The sequence below is a fragment of the Streptomyces sp. NPDC007929 genome (assembly GCF_042959065.1).
Classification (GTDB): Bacteria; Actinomycetota; Actinomycetes; order Streptomycetales; family Streptomycetaceae; genus Streptomyces.
In genome coordinates this window covers 205,526-219,895 of sequence record NZ_JBIBKD010000007.1, presented here as the reverse complement: position 1 = coordinate 219,895, position 14,370 = coordinate 205,526, and the positions used below count along the sequence as shown (strand labels likewise).

Here is a 14,370-nt window from a genome sequence, read left to right as displayed (position 1 = left end):
CTGAGTACCCCTCTTGGCCGAATCACTTTGTCGATACGGCCACTTTCGACCGCGTACCGACGCAGACCGAAACCGTCCGGCCTTCGAATGATCGACCGCGTGTCCGAATTGCACGGATTGTTATCACCGAATCGTGATCATTCTCTAAAGGCGGACGGGTTCGGTGCCGAAGACGACTGTGACCTTGAAAGCACGGTTCGTCCCGGCTTCACCCCCACGAGCCGGCCCCGTCCCGCACCCCAGGAGGCCTGGTGTCCGTTCTCCTCGAGCAGCCCGCAAGCCTGGTCGCCTACCGCCCGAACAAGCCGACCGCCATGGTGGTCGTGGCCGACCCGCGCGTCCGCTCCACCGTCACCCGCCACCTGTGGGCGCTCGGTGTGCGCGACGTCATCGAGGCCTCGTCCATCGCGGAGGCTCGTCCCCGCATCGGCAACCCCCGCGACATCTGTGTCGCCGACGTCCACCTGCCGGACGGCTCCGGCCTCACCCTGCTGTCGGAGACCCGCGCCGCGGGCTGGCCCAACGGGCTCGCCCTCTCCGCCGCCGACGACATCGGCGCCGTGCGCAACGCACTCGCCGGCGGAGTGAAGGGTTACGTCGTCACCGGCACGCGCACCAACGTCGGGCTCCCCACCCGGCCGGGCGCCGCCCCCATCGGCGCCGCCGCCGCGCGACTGCACCGCCGCCCCCCGGGTGCCCCGAGCCACCCGGGCGGCTACCGCGAACTGTCCGGCCGCGAGGTCGAGGTGCTGCGGCTGGTCGCGGAGGGCCAGTCGAACAAGGCGATCGGCGTCTCGATGGGCCTGTCCGCCCTGACCGTCAAGAGCCACCTCGCCCGCATCGCCCGCAAGCTCGGCACGGGCGACCGCGCCGGCATGGTCGCGGTGGCGCTGCGGACCGGGATCATCCACTGACCCGATCCGCCGTGACCCGCCGTGATCATTCATTCACGTGAACGGGGTCGGCCGTCGGCCCCGTTCACGTCACACACGGTTCGTGAACCCGCCGCTTCCCCGACATGACTGGTTTGCGACCCTCGGGCGCCCGTCGACGGAACGTTCCGTCGGCGGGCGCTGTCCATACATGGATACCCTTGACAGGTGACCGACGCCCACGACACCGCAGCAGACAGCTCACTGCGAACCACCGGAGGCGCCCCTCCGGACGACGGCGGATCTTCTGCTACGGAGGCGCCGATCCCCCTGCTGGAACCGCGTGAGGGCATTCCGCCCGTAATCGCGGACGAGACCGCCCTGGCCCGGGTGATCGCCGCCTTCGAGGCGGGGTCCGGGCCCGTCGCCGTCGACGCCGAGCGCGCGTCCGGCTACCGCTACGGGCAGCGCGCCTACCTCGTGCAACTGCGCCGCGAGGGCGCCGGAACGGCCCTCATCGACCCTGTGGCCTGCCCCGACCTGTCGGCCCTCGGCGACGCCCTGTCCGGCGTCGAGTGGGTGCTGCACGCCGCCACCCAGGACCTGCCGTGCCTGCGCGAGATAGGCATGGTGCCCACGCGGCTGTTCGACACCGAGCTGGCCGGGCGGCTCGCCGGGTTCCCCCGGGTCGGCCTCGGCGCGATGGTCGAGAGCGTGCTGGGATTCGTCCTGGAGAAGGGGCACTCCGCCGTCGACTGGTCGACCCGGCCGCTGCCCGAGCCCTGGCTGCGCTACGCGGCGCTGGACGTCGAACTGCTCGTCGACCTGCGCGACGCGCTGGAGAAGGAGCTGGACCGGCAGGGCAAGCTGGACTGGGCCCGCCAGGAGTTCGACGCGATCGCCTCGGCTCCGCCGCCCGAGCCCCGCAAGGACCCGTGGCGGCGTACGTCCGGCATGCACAAGGTGCGCCGGCGGCGGCAGCTGGCCGTCGTACGGGAGCTGTGGCAGACCCGGGACCGGATCGCGCAGCGCCGGGACGTCTCACCCGGCAAGGTGCTCGGGGACGCGGCCATCGTGGAGGCCGCGCTGGCGCTTCCGGCCAACGTGCACGCCCTGGCCGCGCTGAACGGTTTCGGCCATCGCGTGGGCAAGCGGCAGCTGGAGCAGTGGCAGGCGGCGGTGGACCGGGCGAAGGGGCTGACCGAGGCGCAGTTGCCGCAGCCGGGCCAGCCGGTGACCGGGCCTCCACCACCGCGCGCCTGGGCGGACAAGGACCCCGTGGCCGCGGCCCGGCTGTCCGCGGCCCGGGCCGGGGTGTCGGCGCTGGCCGAGCGGTTGAACATGCCGCAGGAGAATCTGATCACCCCGGACACCGTGCGGCGGGTGTGCTGGGAGCCGCCGGCGGTGGTGGACGCGGAGTCCGTCGCAGCCGCGCTGACAGGTCATGGCGCCCGCCGGTGGCAGGTCGAGCAGGTGACACCGGTACTGGTGGAGGCGCTGGCCGCGAAGGAGGCCTAGCCCGTTCCCCGCGCCCCTGAAAGGGGGCGTCTACTTCGTGGCGCCTCGCGTGAAACCGTTGTAGATGAACCGCTGGAGAAACAGGAAGACGGCCAGGGTGGGGACGATCACCAGGATCGCTCCCGCCGAAATCGTTTCCCAGTGGGCGCCGAACGGCCCCTTGAAGCGAAACAGCGACGTCGAGATCACGCCAAGATCTTCGGAGGGCAGGTAGAGGAAGGGGATGTAGAAGTCGTTGTAGACGGTGATCCCCTTCACGATCACGACCGTCGCGATCGCCGGTTTCAGCAGCGGGAAGATGACCTTGCGGTAGACCGTGAAGGCGTTGGCGCCGTCGATGCGGGCGGACTCGTCCAGCGAGACCGGGATCGAGCGGACGAACTGCAGGAAAATGTAGATCGAGACGATGTCGGTGCCCATGTAGAGGGCGATCGGCGCCCAGAGGCTGTCGAACAAGCCGAAGCTGTTGACGATCTGGAAGGTGGCCACCTGGGTGGTCACCCCGGGGACCAGCGCGGCGATCAGGAACAGGGCCAGTACCGGCCTGCGGAAGCGGAACCGGAAGCGGTCGATGGCGTAGGCCGTCATCGAACCGACGACGACCGTGCCGCCGATGGCGACGACCAGGATGATCGCGGTGTTGGCGAACGCCGAGAGCATCCGGCCGTCCTGGAACGCCGTCACGTAGTTGCCGACGTTGAACGGGTCGGAGGGCAGCGCGAGCGCTCCGCTGCCGGCCGCCATCTCCTTCTCGGTCTTCAGCGAGGTCAGGAACACGGCGGCCAGCGGCAGCAGGACCACCGCGGTCGCGGCGATCAGCGACAGGTACACGAGGACGCGGGTCACCGTGCGGCGCGTCATACGAGGTCCACCTTGTCGTCGGGGGCGAGACGCCGCTGCACCCAGGTCACCGCCAGGACGATCAGCAGCAGCACGACCGCGGCCGCCGAGGCGAGTCCCGTCTTGTTGAACTGGAACGCCAGCTTCACGGTCTGGATGACGAAGGTCTCGGAGCCGGTCGCGCCGCCGGTCATGATGTACGGGATCTCGAAGACCGAGAGCGAACCGGAGATCGAGAGGATCACCGTCAGGCTCAGGACCGGCCTGATGCCCGGCGCGATGATGTGACGGAACTGGTGCCAGCGGTTCGCGCCGTCCAGCTCCGCCGCCTCGTACAGCTCCCCCGGGATCGACTGGATCGCGCCGAGGAAGAGCACGAAGTTCAGGCCCAGATAACGCCAGACGGAGACGGCGGCGAGGGAGGTGTTCGCCGACTCCGGGGTGCCCAGCCAGGCGCGGTCCGTCTCCACGCCCAGCAGGCTCAGCACGGAGTCGAGGGTGCCGCCGTCCTGGAAGAAGTACAGGAAGACGAAACCGATCGCCACGCCGTTGATCAGGTACGGGAAGAACAGCACGCCCTTGAAGAAGTTCCGGAAACGGATGTCGAAGCTGAGGATCGTGGCGAAGTACAGCGCGGCCACGATCTGGATCACCGACGCCGCGAGGTAGTAACCGCTGACCCAGAAGACCTCGAACAGCTCGGAGCGGGTGAACAGTTCGGCGTAGTTCTCGGCGCCCGTCCAGCGCAGCTGCGGGCTCACCCCGTCCCAGTCGGTGAAGCTGTACGCGACCATGTTGGCGATCGGCGCGTAGGTGAAGAGGATCAGGAGGGTGAGCGGGGCGAGCAGGAAGAGCCAGGGGGTGGCCCCGCGCCACAGGCGTGCCCGGCGCGGGGCGGGAGCGGGATCCGGGGCGGCGGCCCCCGAGGATCCCCGGGCCCCCGAGGCCCCCGAGGATCCCCGGGCCCCCGAGGCCCCCGGGGATCCCGGGGCCGCCTTTGTGGCCGACGTCTCGGTCGTGCCCGTCATCAGTACCCCAGTGACTGCTGGGTCTCGGTCCACTTCTCGCCCAGGCCGTCCAGGAAGTCGTCCGGGTCGCCCTTCCTGGCGCCGCGGGCCATGTCGACGAGTTCCTTGCGGTAGTCGGGCTTGTTGATACCGACCTCGGACTGGTTCTCGAGGGTCTTCAGCTCGGCGCCCTTGCTGTCGTCGAGGTCGAGGAGCCTGACGCCCGCCTCCTCGTAGGGCTTCAGCATGTCCGGCAGCGGTGCGTCCTTGAGCGGCGACAGCGCCAGGTTGTCCCGCGCGTAGCCGGACTTGTCGGTGAACCAGTCGATCCAGGCGCGGGCGGCCTCCTTGTGCGAGGAGTGGATGTTGACGGCCTGGTTGTAGTCCGGGGAGGTCACCGCGCAGAACGTGCCGTTCTTCTGCGCGGGGAAGGGCATGAACCCGATGTCGTCCGGGTCGGCGCCGGCCTGCTTCGCCGCGCCCCGCATCTGGATGACCGCCCAGGAGCCGAGCCACATGGTGGCGATCTCGCCCTTGGCCAGCCGGGGCTTGGACGCCTCCCAGTTGGTGGTGGTCGGGTCCTTCTCGGCGAGCCCCTCGTGCACGATGTCGTACAACAGCCGGTCCGCGACCCGCAGTTCGCCACCCTCGGCCCAGGGGTTGCCCTCGGCCCACCGGGTGGTGGCCTGCTCGTCGCAGCTGACCGAGCCCTTGACGCCCGTCCACTGGCTGAGCGGCCAGCCGTCCTTGAAGTTGGTGTAGTAGGGGACCGCGTCGGTCTTCGCCTTGACCGCTTTGAGGCCGGCGAGGAACTCGGCCGGTGTCGTGGGCCAGTCGGTGACGCCGGCCCGGCTCCACACCTTCTTGTTGTAGATGAACCCGGGGACCGCGCCGAGCGGGCTCTGGCCGTAGACCTTGCCGCCGACGGCGGTGTAGTCGGTGAAGCGGTACTTCTCGCCGCGTTCCTCCTGACCGCCCAGGGACGCGAAGAACTTGGGGTAGTCCTTCTTCTCGATCACCGCGGGGATCATGAGGACGTCGCCGTAGTTCTCCGTGTTCATACGGATCTTGACTTCGCCCTCGTAGTCGGTGATGCCGTCGAACTCGACCTTCACCTTCGGATACGTCTGGTTGAACTCGGCGGCGTACTTCTTCATCGTCCCGTCCTGCACGAGGTCGGTCCGGTGGGTGAGGACGGTGATGGTCCCGTCGACCTTGGAGGGATCGTCGGGTGCCTCGGCGTCGGCGCCCTCGGTGGAGCCTCCGGAGCCGGTGCAGCCGGAGGCCAGCAGGGCGGCGCCCACGGCGAGGGCGAGGAGGGTACGGCGGTTCATGTGCATCAGCTCCGTTCGCGGAGGGGAACTCGGGACGGACGAGCACGTGCGGTATGGCTGGTTCGGAACTCTGGCAGCGCGCACTCAACCGGTAAAGTCCCAATCCCGCCAACGATGTGAAACCGTCACCCCACTCTTCACTGGACCGGTTAAGGGAGTGCGCATGCTGGAGGCCACACCGCTCGGCGACGGATGGATCCTGCGGCACGGGACGGACCCGCTCCCGGCCGCGGTGCCGGGGTGCGTGCACACCGACCTGATGGCCGCCGGGGTCGTCCCGGACCCGTTTCTCGGCCGGAACGAGACCGAAGTGGCCTGGGTGGGACGCCGGGACTGGACGTACGAGCGGCAGATCGGCGGCGGGTGGGGGCAGGAGCAGACCGACCTGGTCTTCGACGGGCTCGACACCGTCGCCGAGATCTCCCTGGACGGACGGCTGCTGGGGAGGGTGCGCAACATGCACCGCTCGTACCGGTTCGACGTGACGGGCCTGTCCGGGCGGCTGGCCGTGCGGTTCGTCTCCGCCTACGCCGAGGCCGAGGCGGTGCGGGGCCGGGTCGGCGAGCGGCCCGCCGCCTACGCCGAGCCCTATCAGTACCTGCGCAAGATGGCCTGCTCCTTCGGCTGGGACTGGGGGCCGACCCTGGTGACGGCCGGGATCTGGCGGCCGGTGCGTCTGGAGCACTGGTCGACGGCCCGGATCGCCCGGGTGCGCCCGCTGGTCACCGTCGAGGAGGGCACCGGCGCCGTCGAGCTGGCCGTCGACGTCGAGCGGACCCGGGTCGAGGCACCACTGTCCGTGGAGGCGACCGTCGCGGGGGTGCGGGCCCGCGCGGAGATCGAGGGGGCGGGCGCAGCGGTACGGCTGAGGGTGCCGGACGCCCGGCTGTGGTGGCCCCGAGGGTACGGCGAACAGCCGCTGTACGACGTCGAGTTGAGGCTGCTGCACGGGGAGGACACGCTGGACGTGTGGCGGCGGCGGCTCGGCTTCAGGACCGTGGAGCTGGACCGGCGCCCCGACGCCCACGGCACCGGCTTCACCCTCGTCGTCAACGGCGAGCGGCTCTTCGCCCGGGGCGTCAACTGGATCCCCGACGACGTCTTCCCGTCCCGGATCACCCGCGCGCGCTACCGGGAGCGGCTGGCGCAGGCGGCCGGAGCGGGCGTGGACCTCGTCAGGGTCTGGGGCGGCGGGATCTACGAGAGTGACGACTTCTACGACGCCTGCGACGAGTTGGGCCTGCTGGTCTGGCAGGACTTCCCGTTCGCCTGTGCCGCCTACCCGGAGGAGCAGCCGCTGCGCGGCGAGGTGGAGGCCGAGGCGCGGGAGAACGTCGTACGGCTGATGCCGCACCCGTCGCTGGTGCTGTGGAACGGCAACAACGAGAACCTGTGGGGGTTCCGCGACTGGGAGTGGGAGCCGCGGCTGGCCGGGGACTCCTGGGGCGAGGGCTACTACCTGGGCGTGCTGCCGCGGGTGGTGGCCGAGTCGGACCCGACCCGGCCGTACACGGCGGGCAGCCCCTGGTCCGGGTCCTGGGAGCACCACCCGAACGACCCCGCGCACGGCACCCACCACTCCTGGGAGGTGTGGAACCGGGAGGACTACGCGGACTACCGGCTGAGCGTGCCCCGGTTCGTCGCCGAGTTCGGCTGGCAGGCGCCGCCCGCTTACACCACGCTGCGCCGGGCACTGCCCGGGGAGGAGCTCGCACCGGACTCCCCCGGCATGCTGCACCACCAGAAGGCCGACGACGGCAACGGCAAGCTGGAGCGGGGGCTCGCACGGCACTTCGCCGTGCCGGACGGGGACTTCGACCGCTGGCACTACCTCATGCAGCTCAACCAGGCCCGGGCGATCGCGGCCGGAATCGAGCACTGGCGCTCCCACTGGCCCGTCTGCGCGGGCACGATCGTCTGGCAGCTCAACGACTGCTGGCCGGTGACGTCCTGGGCGGCGATCGACGGGGACGGCCGGGAGAAGCCGCTGTACCACGAGCTGCGACGGCTGTACGCGGACCGGTTGCTGACGCTTCGGGAGCGGGACGGCCGGCTGGAGCTGGCCGCCGTGAACCAGGCCGCCGCACCGTGGACCGACGCGCCGGCCCTGCGGCGGATGTCCGTCGAGGGCGAGGTGCTGGGCCGGGCGGAGGTGAAGCTGGCCGCCGGGGCGCGCAGCGTGGCCCGGGTGGAGGTGCCTCGTGAGCTGACGCCGCTCGGACCGGAGGAGTTCCTGGTCGCGGACGCCGGTGCGGACGGGGAGCGGCTGCGGGCGCTGCACTTCCCGGTGCCCGACCGCGATGTCCCCTACCCCGCCCCGCGGTTCGAGGTCGCGCTCGCCCCGGGAGGCGTCACGGTGAGAGCCCGCACCCTGGTCCGGGACCTGCTGCTCCAGGCCGACCGGCTGGAGCCGGGGGCGCGGGCGGACCGGGGGCTGGTCACACTGCTCCCGGGCGAAGAGGTGACCATCGGGGTGCGCGGCTGGAAGACTCCGGACGCGGAGACCGCCCGTTCGGCCCTGTACTGCGTGGAGCCCACCCGATGACGGCAACGCCGACCCCTCGCGTCACCATCAAGGACGTCGCCGCGCGCGCGGGCGTGTCCAAGGGGGCCGTGTCCCTCGCCTTCAACCACAAGCCCGGGCTGTCGGAGGCGACCCGGGACCGGATCTTCCTCGCGGCGCGCGAGCTGGGCTGGTCACCGAGCCTCACGGCGCGGACCCTGGCCGGATCGCGGGTGGACGTGGTGGGCCTCGCCGTGTGCCGGCCGGCGCGGGTGCTCGGCCTCGAACCCTGGTACATGGAGTTCGTCTCCGGCGTGGAGAGCGTGCTGGCCGAGCACTCCAGCTCGCTGCTGCTGCGGCTGGTGCGCGACATGGACGAGGAGGTGGGCGTCCAGGAGGCGTGGTGGCGGGGGCGGCAGATCGGCGGGTCGATCCTCGTCGACTTCCGTGCGGACGATCCGCGGGTGGCCATGACGCAGCGGCTCGGGATGCCGGTGGTCGCCGTCGGGCACCCGTCACTGACCGGGGGGCTCACCTCGGTGTGGACGGACGACGGCACGGCCGTGACGGAGGCGGTGCGGTATCTGGCCGCGCTCGGGCACCGGCGGATCGCCCGGGTCGGCGGGGCGGCGGACCTCGGGCACACGGTGATCCGGACGGCGGCGTTCGACGAGGCGGCGGGAGCGCTGGCGCTGGCCGGGGCGTGGCAGGTGGCCACGGACTTCTCGGGGGACGCGGGGGCGCGGGCGACGCGGTCGCTGCTGACGGCGTCGCCGGCCGACCGGCCGACGGCGATCGTGTACGACAACGACATCATGGCGGTGGCGGGTCTTTCGGTGGCGGCGGAGATGGGCCTTCGGGTGCCGGAGGACGTGTCGCTGCTGGCCTGGGACGACTCGCAGCTGTGCCGGCTGACGCATCCGACGCTGTCGGCCATGAGTCATGACGTGCACGGGTTCGGGGCGGAGGTGGCCAGGACGCTGTTCTCGGTGATCACCGGGGGTGAGGTCGGGTCGCATCCTGTGCCCACGCCCGTGCTGACGCCTCGCGGGTCCACCGCGCCGCCTCGGTAGGGACCGTGCGAGGGTGCGGGCCGTCATGGGCTGCTCGCGCAGTTCCCCGCGCCCCTGAAAAGCGGGGCGTCGCGCTACCCGGAGATGTGACCTTCACCGCTCCGCCTGTCAGGGGTGTGCAGTCACGTTACTCATAAGTAGCATGGGCCTGAGCGCGCGCTCAGCGCACCGCAGCAGCACTGCAATCCTGACCCTGGAGGAGAGCCATCGTGCCTCGTACCGTCAGGGACGTCGTCTTCGTCGACGGCGTCCGCACCCCGTTCGGCAAGGCGGGCCCGAAGGGCATCTACCACGAGACCCGTGCCGACGACCTCGTCGTGAAGGCGATCCGGGAGCTGCTGCGCCGCAACCCCGGACTCGACCCGAAGAAGATCGACGAGGTCGCCATCGCCGCGACCACGCAGATCGGTGACCAGGGCCTGACCATCGGCCGCACCGCGGGCATCCTCGCCGGGCTGCCGCAGTCGGTCCCCGGTTACTCCATCGACCGCATGTGCGCCGGCGCCCTGACCGCCGTCACCTCGGTCGCCGGTTCCGTCGCGTTCGGCGCCTACGACATCGCCATCGCCGGCGGTGTCGAGCACATGGGCCGTCACCCCATGGGCGAGGGCGTGGACCCGAACCCGCGGTTCGTGAGCGAGAAGCTGGTCGACGAGTCGGCCCTGTTCATGGGCATGACCGCGGAGAACCTCCACGACCGCTACCCGCAGATCACCAAGCAGCGCGCCGACGAGTACGCCGTGCGCTCCCAGGAGAAGGCCGCCAAGGCGTACGCCAACGGCAAGATCCAGGCCGACCTGGTGCCGGTCTCGGTCCGCCGCACCTCCCCCGAGGCCGGTGAGACGGGCTGGGGCCTGGTCACCGCCGACGAGCCGATGCGGCCGGGCACGACCCTGGAGAACCTCTCCGGGCTGAAGACCCCGTTCCGTGTGCACGGCAGGGTCACCGCCGGTAACGCCGCCGGTCTGAACGACGGCGCCACCGCCTCCCTCATCGCCTCCGAGGACTTCGCGCGCGAGCACGACCTCCCGGTGAAGATGCGCCTGGTCTCCTACTCCTTCGCGGGCGTGGAGCCGGAGGTCATGGGCTACGGCCCGATCCCGGCGACGGAGAAGGCGCTGGCCCAGGCCGGCCTGTCGATCTCCGACATCGGCCTGTTCGAGATCAACGAGGCCTTCGCCGTCCAGGTGCTGGCCTTCCTGGACCACTACGGCATCGCCGACGACGACGAGCGCGTCAATCAGTACGGCGGCGCCATCGCGTTCGGCCACCCGCTGGCCTCCTCCGGCGTCCGTCTGATGACGCAGCTGGCCCGCCAGTTCGAGGAGCAGCCGCACGTCCGCTACGGCCTGACCACCATGTGTGTCGGCTTCGGCATGGGCGCGACGGTCATCTGGGAGAACCCGCACTTCGAGGGGGACAAGTGAGCACCACCGCCGAGCTTTTGAAGCAGGCTTCCGAACTGTTCCCGGACGAGGTCGTCACGAGTGCGCACGTACGCCACTTCGACCTCCCCGCGGGTGCCGGGCGCTTCGCCCTGATCACCCTGGACAACGGCCACGACCACACCAAGCCGACCACCTTCGGCCCGGCCTCGCTGGCGAACCTGAACGCCGCCATCGACCAGGTCGAGAAGGAGGCCGCGGACGGCGAGATCGTCGGCGTCGGCCTCACCGGCAAGCCGTTCATCTTCGCGGTCGGCGCCGACCTCAAGGGCGTGGAGATCCTCAAGGAGTACGAGCACGCCCTCGCCATCGGCAAGGGCGGTCACGAGGTCTTCAAGCGGCTGTCGAAGCTGGCCGTGCCGACCTTCGCGTACTACAACGGTGCCGCGATGGGCGGCGGTGTCGAGGTCGGTCTGCACTGCACCTACCGGACCGTCTCCGCGGCCCTGCCGGCGTTCTCGCTGCCTGAGGTCTTCCTCGGTCTGGTCCCGGGCTGGGGCGGCTGCGCCCTGCTGCCGAACCTGATCGGCCCCGAGAAGGCCGTCTCGGTGATCATCGAGAACAGCCTCAACCAGAACAAGCAGCTGAGGGGCAAGCAGGTCTACGAGCTCGGGATCGCCGACGCGATCTTCGAGGGCGCTGACTTCCTGGAGCAGTCGCTGATCTGGACCGCTTCCGTCCTCAAGGGCGAGCTGGAGATCGAGCGTCCGGTCATCGACCGTGGCGAGGCCTGGGACCAGGCCGTCGCCAAGGGCCGATTCATCGCCGACTCCAAGGTGCACGGCGCCGCCCCGGCCGCCTACCGAGCCCTGGACATCATCGCCGCCGCCAAGAACGGCGACCTCCAGCAGGGCTACGACGCCGAGGACAAGGCCCTCGCCGACCTCATCATGGGCGGCGAACTGCGCGCCGGCATCTACGCCTTCAACCTGGTGCAGAAGCGCGGCAAGCGCCCGGCCGGCGCCCCGGACAAGAACCTGGCCCGCCCGGTCACCAAGGTCGGCGTCGTCGGCGCCGGTCTGATGGCCAGCCAGCTCGCGCTGCTGTTCCTGCGCCGCCTGGAGGTGCCGGTCGTGCTGACCGACATCGACCAGGAGCGCGTCGACAAGGGTGTGGGCTACGTCCACGCCGAGATCGACAAGCTGCTCGGCAAGGGCCGTATCAACCAGGACAAGGCCAACCGCCTCAAGGCGCTGGTGTCCGGTGTGCTGGACAAGGCCGAGGGCTTCGCGGACGCGGACTTTGTCATCGAGGCGGTCTTCGAGGAGATCGGCGTCAAGCAGCAGGTGTTCGCGGAGGTCGAGGCGGTCGCCCCGGCGCACGCCATCTTCGCGACGAACACCTCCTCCCTCTCCGTCTCGGAGATGGCGTCGAAGCTGAAGCACCCCGAGCGGGTCGTCGGCTTCCACTTCTTCAACCCGGTCGCGGTCCTGCCGCTGCTGGAGATCGTGCGCGGCGAGAAGACCGACGACGCCTCCCTGGCCACGGCGTTCGCCGTCGCCAAGAAGCTGAAGAAGACCGCGGTCCTCACCAAGGACGCCCCGGCGTTCGTCGTGAACCGCATCCTGACCCGCTTCATGGGCGAGATCCAGAACATCATCGACGAGGGCACCCCCGTCGAGGTCGCCGAGAAGGGCGTCGAGCCGCTCGGTCTGCCGATGTCGCCGCTGGTCCTGCTGGAGCTGGTCGGACCGGCGATCGGTCTGCACGTCTCCGAGACGCTCAACCGGGCGTTCCCGGACCGCTTCACGGTCTCCCCGAACCTCGCGGCCGTCGTCAAGGCGGGCAAGCGCGGCTTCTACGTCTACGACTCCGGCAAGCCGGAGCTGGACCCCGAGGTCGCCGCGCTGCTGAAGCAGGGCGACACTGTCCTGACGGAGGAGCAGGTGCGCGAGCGCGTGCTCGACGCGGTGGCGCAGGAGATCGGCATCATGCTCGACGAGGGCGTCGTCGCCGAGGCCCAGGACATCGACCTGTGCCTGATCACCGGCGCCGGCTGGCCCTTCCACCTGGGCGGCATCACGCCGTACCTGGACCGCGAGGGTGTCTCCGAGCGGGTGAACGGCAAGAGGTTCCTGGCGCAGGGCGTCGCGAGCGTCCCGGCGTAACGCGTTACCCCTGAGGGGGGTGGGGCGTACGGTAACAATCCGTGCACCCGCCCCCCTTTCTGCATGCCTGCACAGATAGGATCCTCACACAATCCGACCATTGTTTACCTGACTCTGACGGTCTCCACCCCAGACCGCCGGGTGTCCTCGAAGGAGTCCTGCGTGGCGTCCCCTCGTCGCCGAACACCCCGACGCCGGGTCTGGCCCAAGATCAGGCTCCTGCTCCTCGTGGCGGTGGTCGCCGCGGGCGGCACGGCGCTGTACCCCGTGTGGAAGGCGGCGAACCCGGATCCGCCCGAGCTGACGATCCGCTACCGCACCGACACCCCGGCGACTGCGGCCGCGGCCAAGCCGTCGTTCGAGATCTTCAACGACACGGACAAGGCAGTGCCGTTGAGCGATGTCACGCTCCGGTACTGGTTCACCGCCGACGGCGCGGCGAGTCCGTCCTCGTACGCCTTCAACTGTGTCAACGTCGTCTTCGGCTGCTCGAACGTGGCCGGGCGGATCGTCGCGATGGACAAGCCCACCGACACCGCCGACCACTATCTGGAGGTCCGCTTCACGGCCGCCGCGGGCAGTCTGAAGCCCGGCGCCAACAGCAAGGGCATCGACCTCCAGCTGTTCCGCACCGACCACAAGAGGCTGAAGCAGTCCGACGACCGCTCCTTCGACGCGGAGATGACCAGCTACAAGAAGGCGGAGAAGGTCACCGCCTACAAGCGGGGCGTCCTCGCCTGGGGTGAGGAGCCGGACGGCACCAAGGCGAGCGACGACAAGCAGGACACGGCGAAGGCCTCGGCGCCCGCCCCCGTCCCGGCCCCTCCGGCCGGGGTGCTGTTCGACGACTTCACCTACCAGGGGCCCAAGGACCCGGCCCTGTTCAAGCACGGCTGGCTGGTCCGCACCAGCAAGGGCGGCCCGGGCGTCGAGAGCACCTGGTCCGCCGGCGGTGTCAGTTTCCCCACCGCTGAGGGCTCCCACGCCGACGGCCAGGTGCTCAACCTGCGGGCGAGCACGGACGGCACCAAGGCCGGCACGAAGCAGGCCAGCCTCGGCACCGCCGCGAGCAAGTTCCGCGACGGCACCTACGCGGCCCGGATCCACTTCAGCGACAAGCCGACCACCGGGGACCCGGGCGACCACGTCAACCAGACCTTCTACACCATCGGCGGCAAGGGCTCGAAGTACAGCGAGCTGGACAACGAGTACATGCCGAACGGCGGCTGGGGCCGCCCCGGTCCCAAGCTCGACACCGTGACCTGGTTCGACCACAAGACGAACGACCGGGTCTACGAGACCACCAACAAGAGCCTCGACGCCTGGCACACCGTGCTGATCCGGGTGAAGGACGGCGTCGTCGCCTACTGGCTCGACGGCAAGAAGCTCTTCCTCAGCAACGGCAAGTACGCGCCGCGCGCGGACATGTCCGTGAACTTCAACCACTGGTTCATCGACCTGCCGTTCAAGGGCGAACGCGCCTGGGACATGAAGGTGGACTGGCTCTACTACAACGCGAACGACACCCTCTCGGCGAAGCAGGTGCAGTCCGCTGTCGACGGCTTCACCGACGAGGGTATGAACTACTTCGACACGGTTCGGGAGTCCCGGTGAGGAACAGGCGGTCCGGCGCCCACAGGCAGGCTGCGCGAGCAACGGAGGACAAGCCG

At 70.1% G+C, this 14,370-nt stretch carries 10 protein-coding genes; 7 read left to right on the top strand and 3 right to left on the bottom strand.

The annotated features are described in order from the left end of the window. Positions 1-251: 251 nt before the first annotated feature. Positions 252-914 (top strand): response regulator transcription factor, encoded by a 663-nt coding sequence (locus tag ACFZDE_RS24410; RefSeq protein WP_003993737.1) that lies wholly within the window; start codon positions 252-254, stop codon positions 912-914. A gap of 186 nt (positions 915-1,100) precedes the next feature. After that, positions 1,101-2,390, top strand: coding sequence for an HRDC domain-containing protein (locus ACFZDE_RS24405; protein ID WP_391202961.1), 1,290 nt, complete (start codon positions 1,101-1,103; stop codon positions 2,388-2,390). 30 nt (positions 2,391-2,420) lie between these two features. Here the strand turns inward: ACFZDE_RS24405 and ACFZDE_RS24400 are convergent, their stop codons facing one another. From ACFZDE_RS24400 to ACFZDE_RS24390, 3 genes are read right to left on the bottom strand one after another with little or no spacing between them, the layout of a single operon-like run. Next, positions 2,421-3,251: an ABC transporter permease subunit gene (locus ACFZDE_RS24400; protein ID WP_391202958.1), complete on the bottom strand. Its 831-nt coding sequence runs from the start codon at positions 3,249-3,251 to the stop codon at positions 2,421-2,423. Then, on the bottom strand, positions 3,248-4,258 hold the full coding sequence (locus ACFZDE_RS24395; RefSeq protein ID WP_391202956.1) for an ABC transporter permease subunit: 1,011 nt from the start codon (positions 4,256-4,258) through the stop codon (positions 3,248-3,250). Before ACFZDE_RS24395 ends, ACFZDE_RS24400 begins: the two co-directional genes overlap by 4 nt. Next, on the bottom strand, positions 4,258-5,571 hold the full coding sequence (locus tag ACFZDE_RS24390; protein WP_391202953.1) for an extracellular solute-binding protein: 1,314 nt from the start codon (positions 5,569-5,571) through the stop codon (positions 4,258-4,260). Before ACFZDE_RS24390 ends, ACFZDE_RS24395 begins: the two co-directional genes overlap by 1 nt. A gap of 163 nt (positions 5,572-5,734) precedes the next feature. Between ACFZDE_RS24390 and ACFZDE_RS24385 the strand changes: the two genes are divergently transcribed. The 5 genes from ACFZDE_RS24385 to ACFZDE_RS24365 all read left to right on the top strand — a co-directional run bounded on the left by ACFZDE_RS24385 (position 5,735) and on the right by ACFZDE_RS24365 (position 14,314). After that, positions 5,735-8,116 carry a glycoside hydrolase family 2 protein gene (locus tag ACFZDE_RS24385; protein WP_391202950.1) on the top strand — a complete coding sequence of 794 codons (2,382 nt, stop codon included), beginning with the start codon at positions 5,735-5,737 and terminating at the stop codon, positions 8,114-8,116. Further along, complete coding sequence (locus ACFZDE_RS24380; protein ID WP_391202947.1) at positions 8,113-9,147, top strand: substrate-binding domain-containing protein; 1,035 nt, start codon at positions 8,113-8,115, stop codon at positions 9,145-9,147. The genes ACFZDE_RS24385 and ACFZDE_RS24380 overlap by 4 nt, the downstream gene beginning before the upstream one ends. Before the next feature lie 209 nt (positions 9,148-9,356). Continuing rightward, complete coding sequence (locus ACFZDE_RS24375) at positions 9,357-10,574, top strand: acetyl-CoA C-acyltransferase (RefSeq protein WP_030838745.1); 1,218 nt, start codon at positions 9,357-9,359, stop codon at positions 10,572-10,574. Continuing rightward, positions 10,571-12,700 carry a 3-hydroxyacyl-CoA dehydrogenase NAD-binding domain-containing protein gene (locus ACFZDE_RS24370; protein ID WP_391202944.1) on the top strand — a complete coding sequence of 710 codons (2,130 nt, stop codon included), beginning with the start codon at positions 10,571-10,573 and terminating at the stop codon, positions 12,698-12,700. The genes ACFZDE_RS24375 and ACFZDE_RS24370 overlap by 4 nt, the downstream gene beginning before the upstream one ends. Positions 12,701-12,862: 162 nt before the next feature. Further along, positions 12,863-14,314, top strand: a complete 1,452-nt coding sequence (locus ACFZDE_RS24365) for a cellulose binding domain-containing protein (protein ID WP_391202941.1) — start codon at positions 12,863-12,865, stop codon at positions 14,312-14,314. The last annotated feature ends 56 nt before the right edge of the window (positions 14,315-14,370 follow it).

Excerpts from the sequence above, each read along its gene's own strand:
- ACFZDE_RS24400 (WP_391202958.1), bottom strand. The coding sequence starts at position 3,251 with ATGACGCGCCGCACGGTGACCCGCGTCCTCGTGTACCTGTCGCTGATC.
- ACFZDE_RS24395 (WP_391202956.1), bottom strand. The coding sequence starts at position 4,258 with ATGACGGGCACGACCGAGACGTCGGCCACAAAGGCGGCCCCGGGATCC.
- ACFZDE_RS24390 (WP_391202953.1), bottom strand. The coding sequence starts at position 5,571 with ATGAACCGCCGTACCCTCCTCGCCCTCGCCGTGGGCGCCGCCCTGCTG.
- ACFZDE_RS24385 (WP_391202950.1), top strand. The coding sequence starts at position 5,735 with ATGCTGGAGGCCACACCGCTCGGCGACGGATGGATCCTGCGGCACGGG.
- ACFZDE_RS24380 (WP_391202947.1), top strand. The coding sequence starts at position 8,113 with ATGACGGCAACGCCGACCCCTCGCGTCACCATCAAGGACGTCGCCGCG.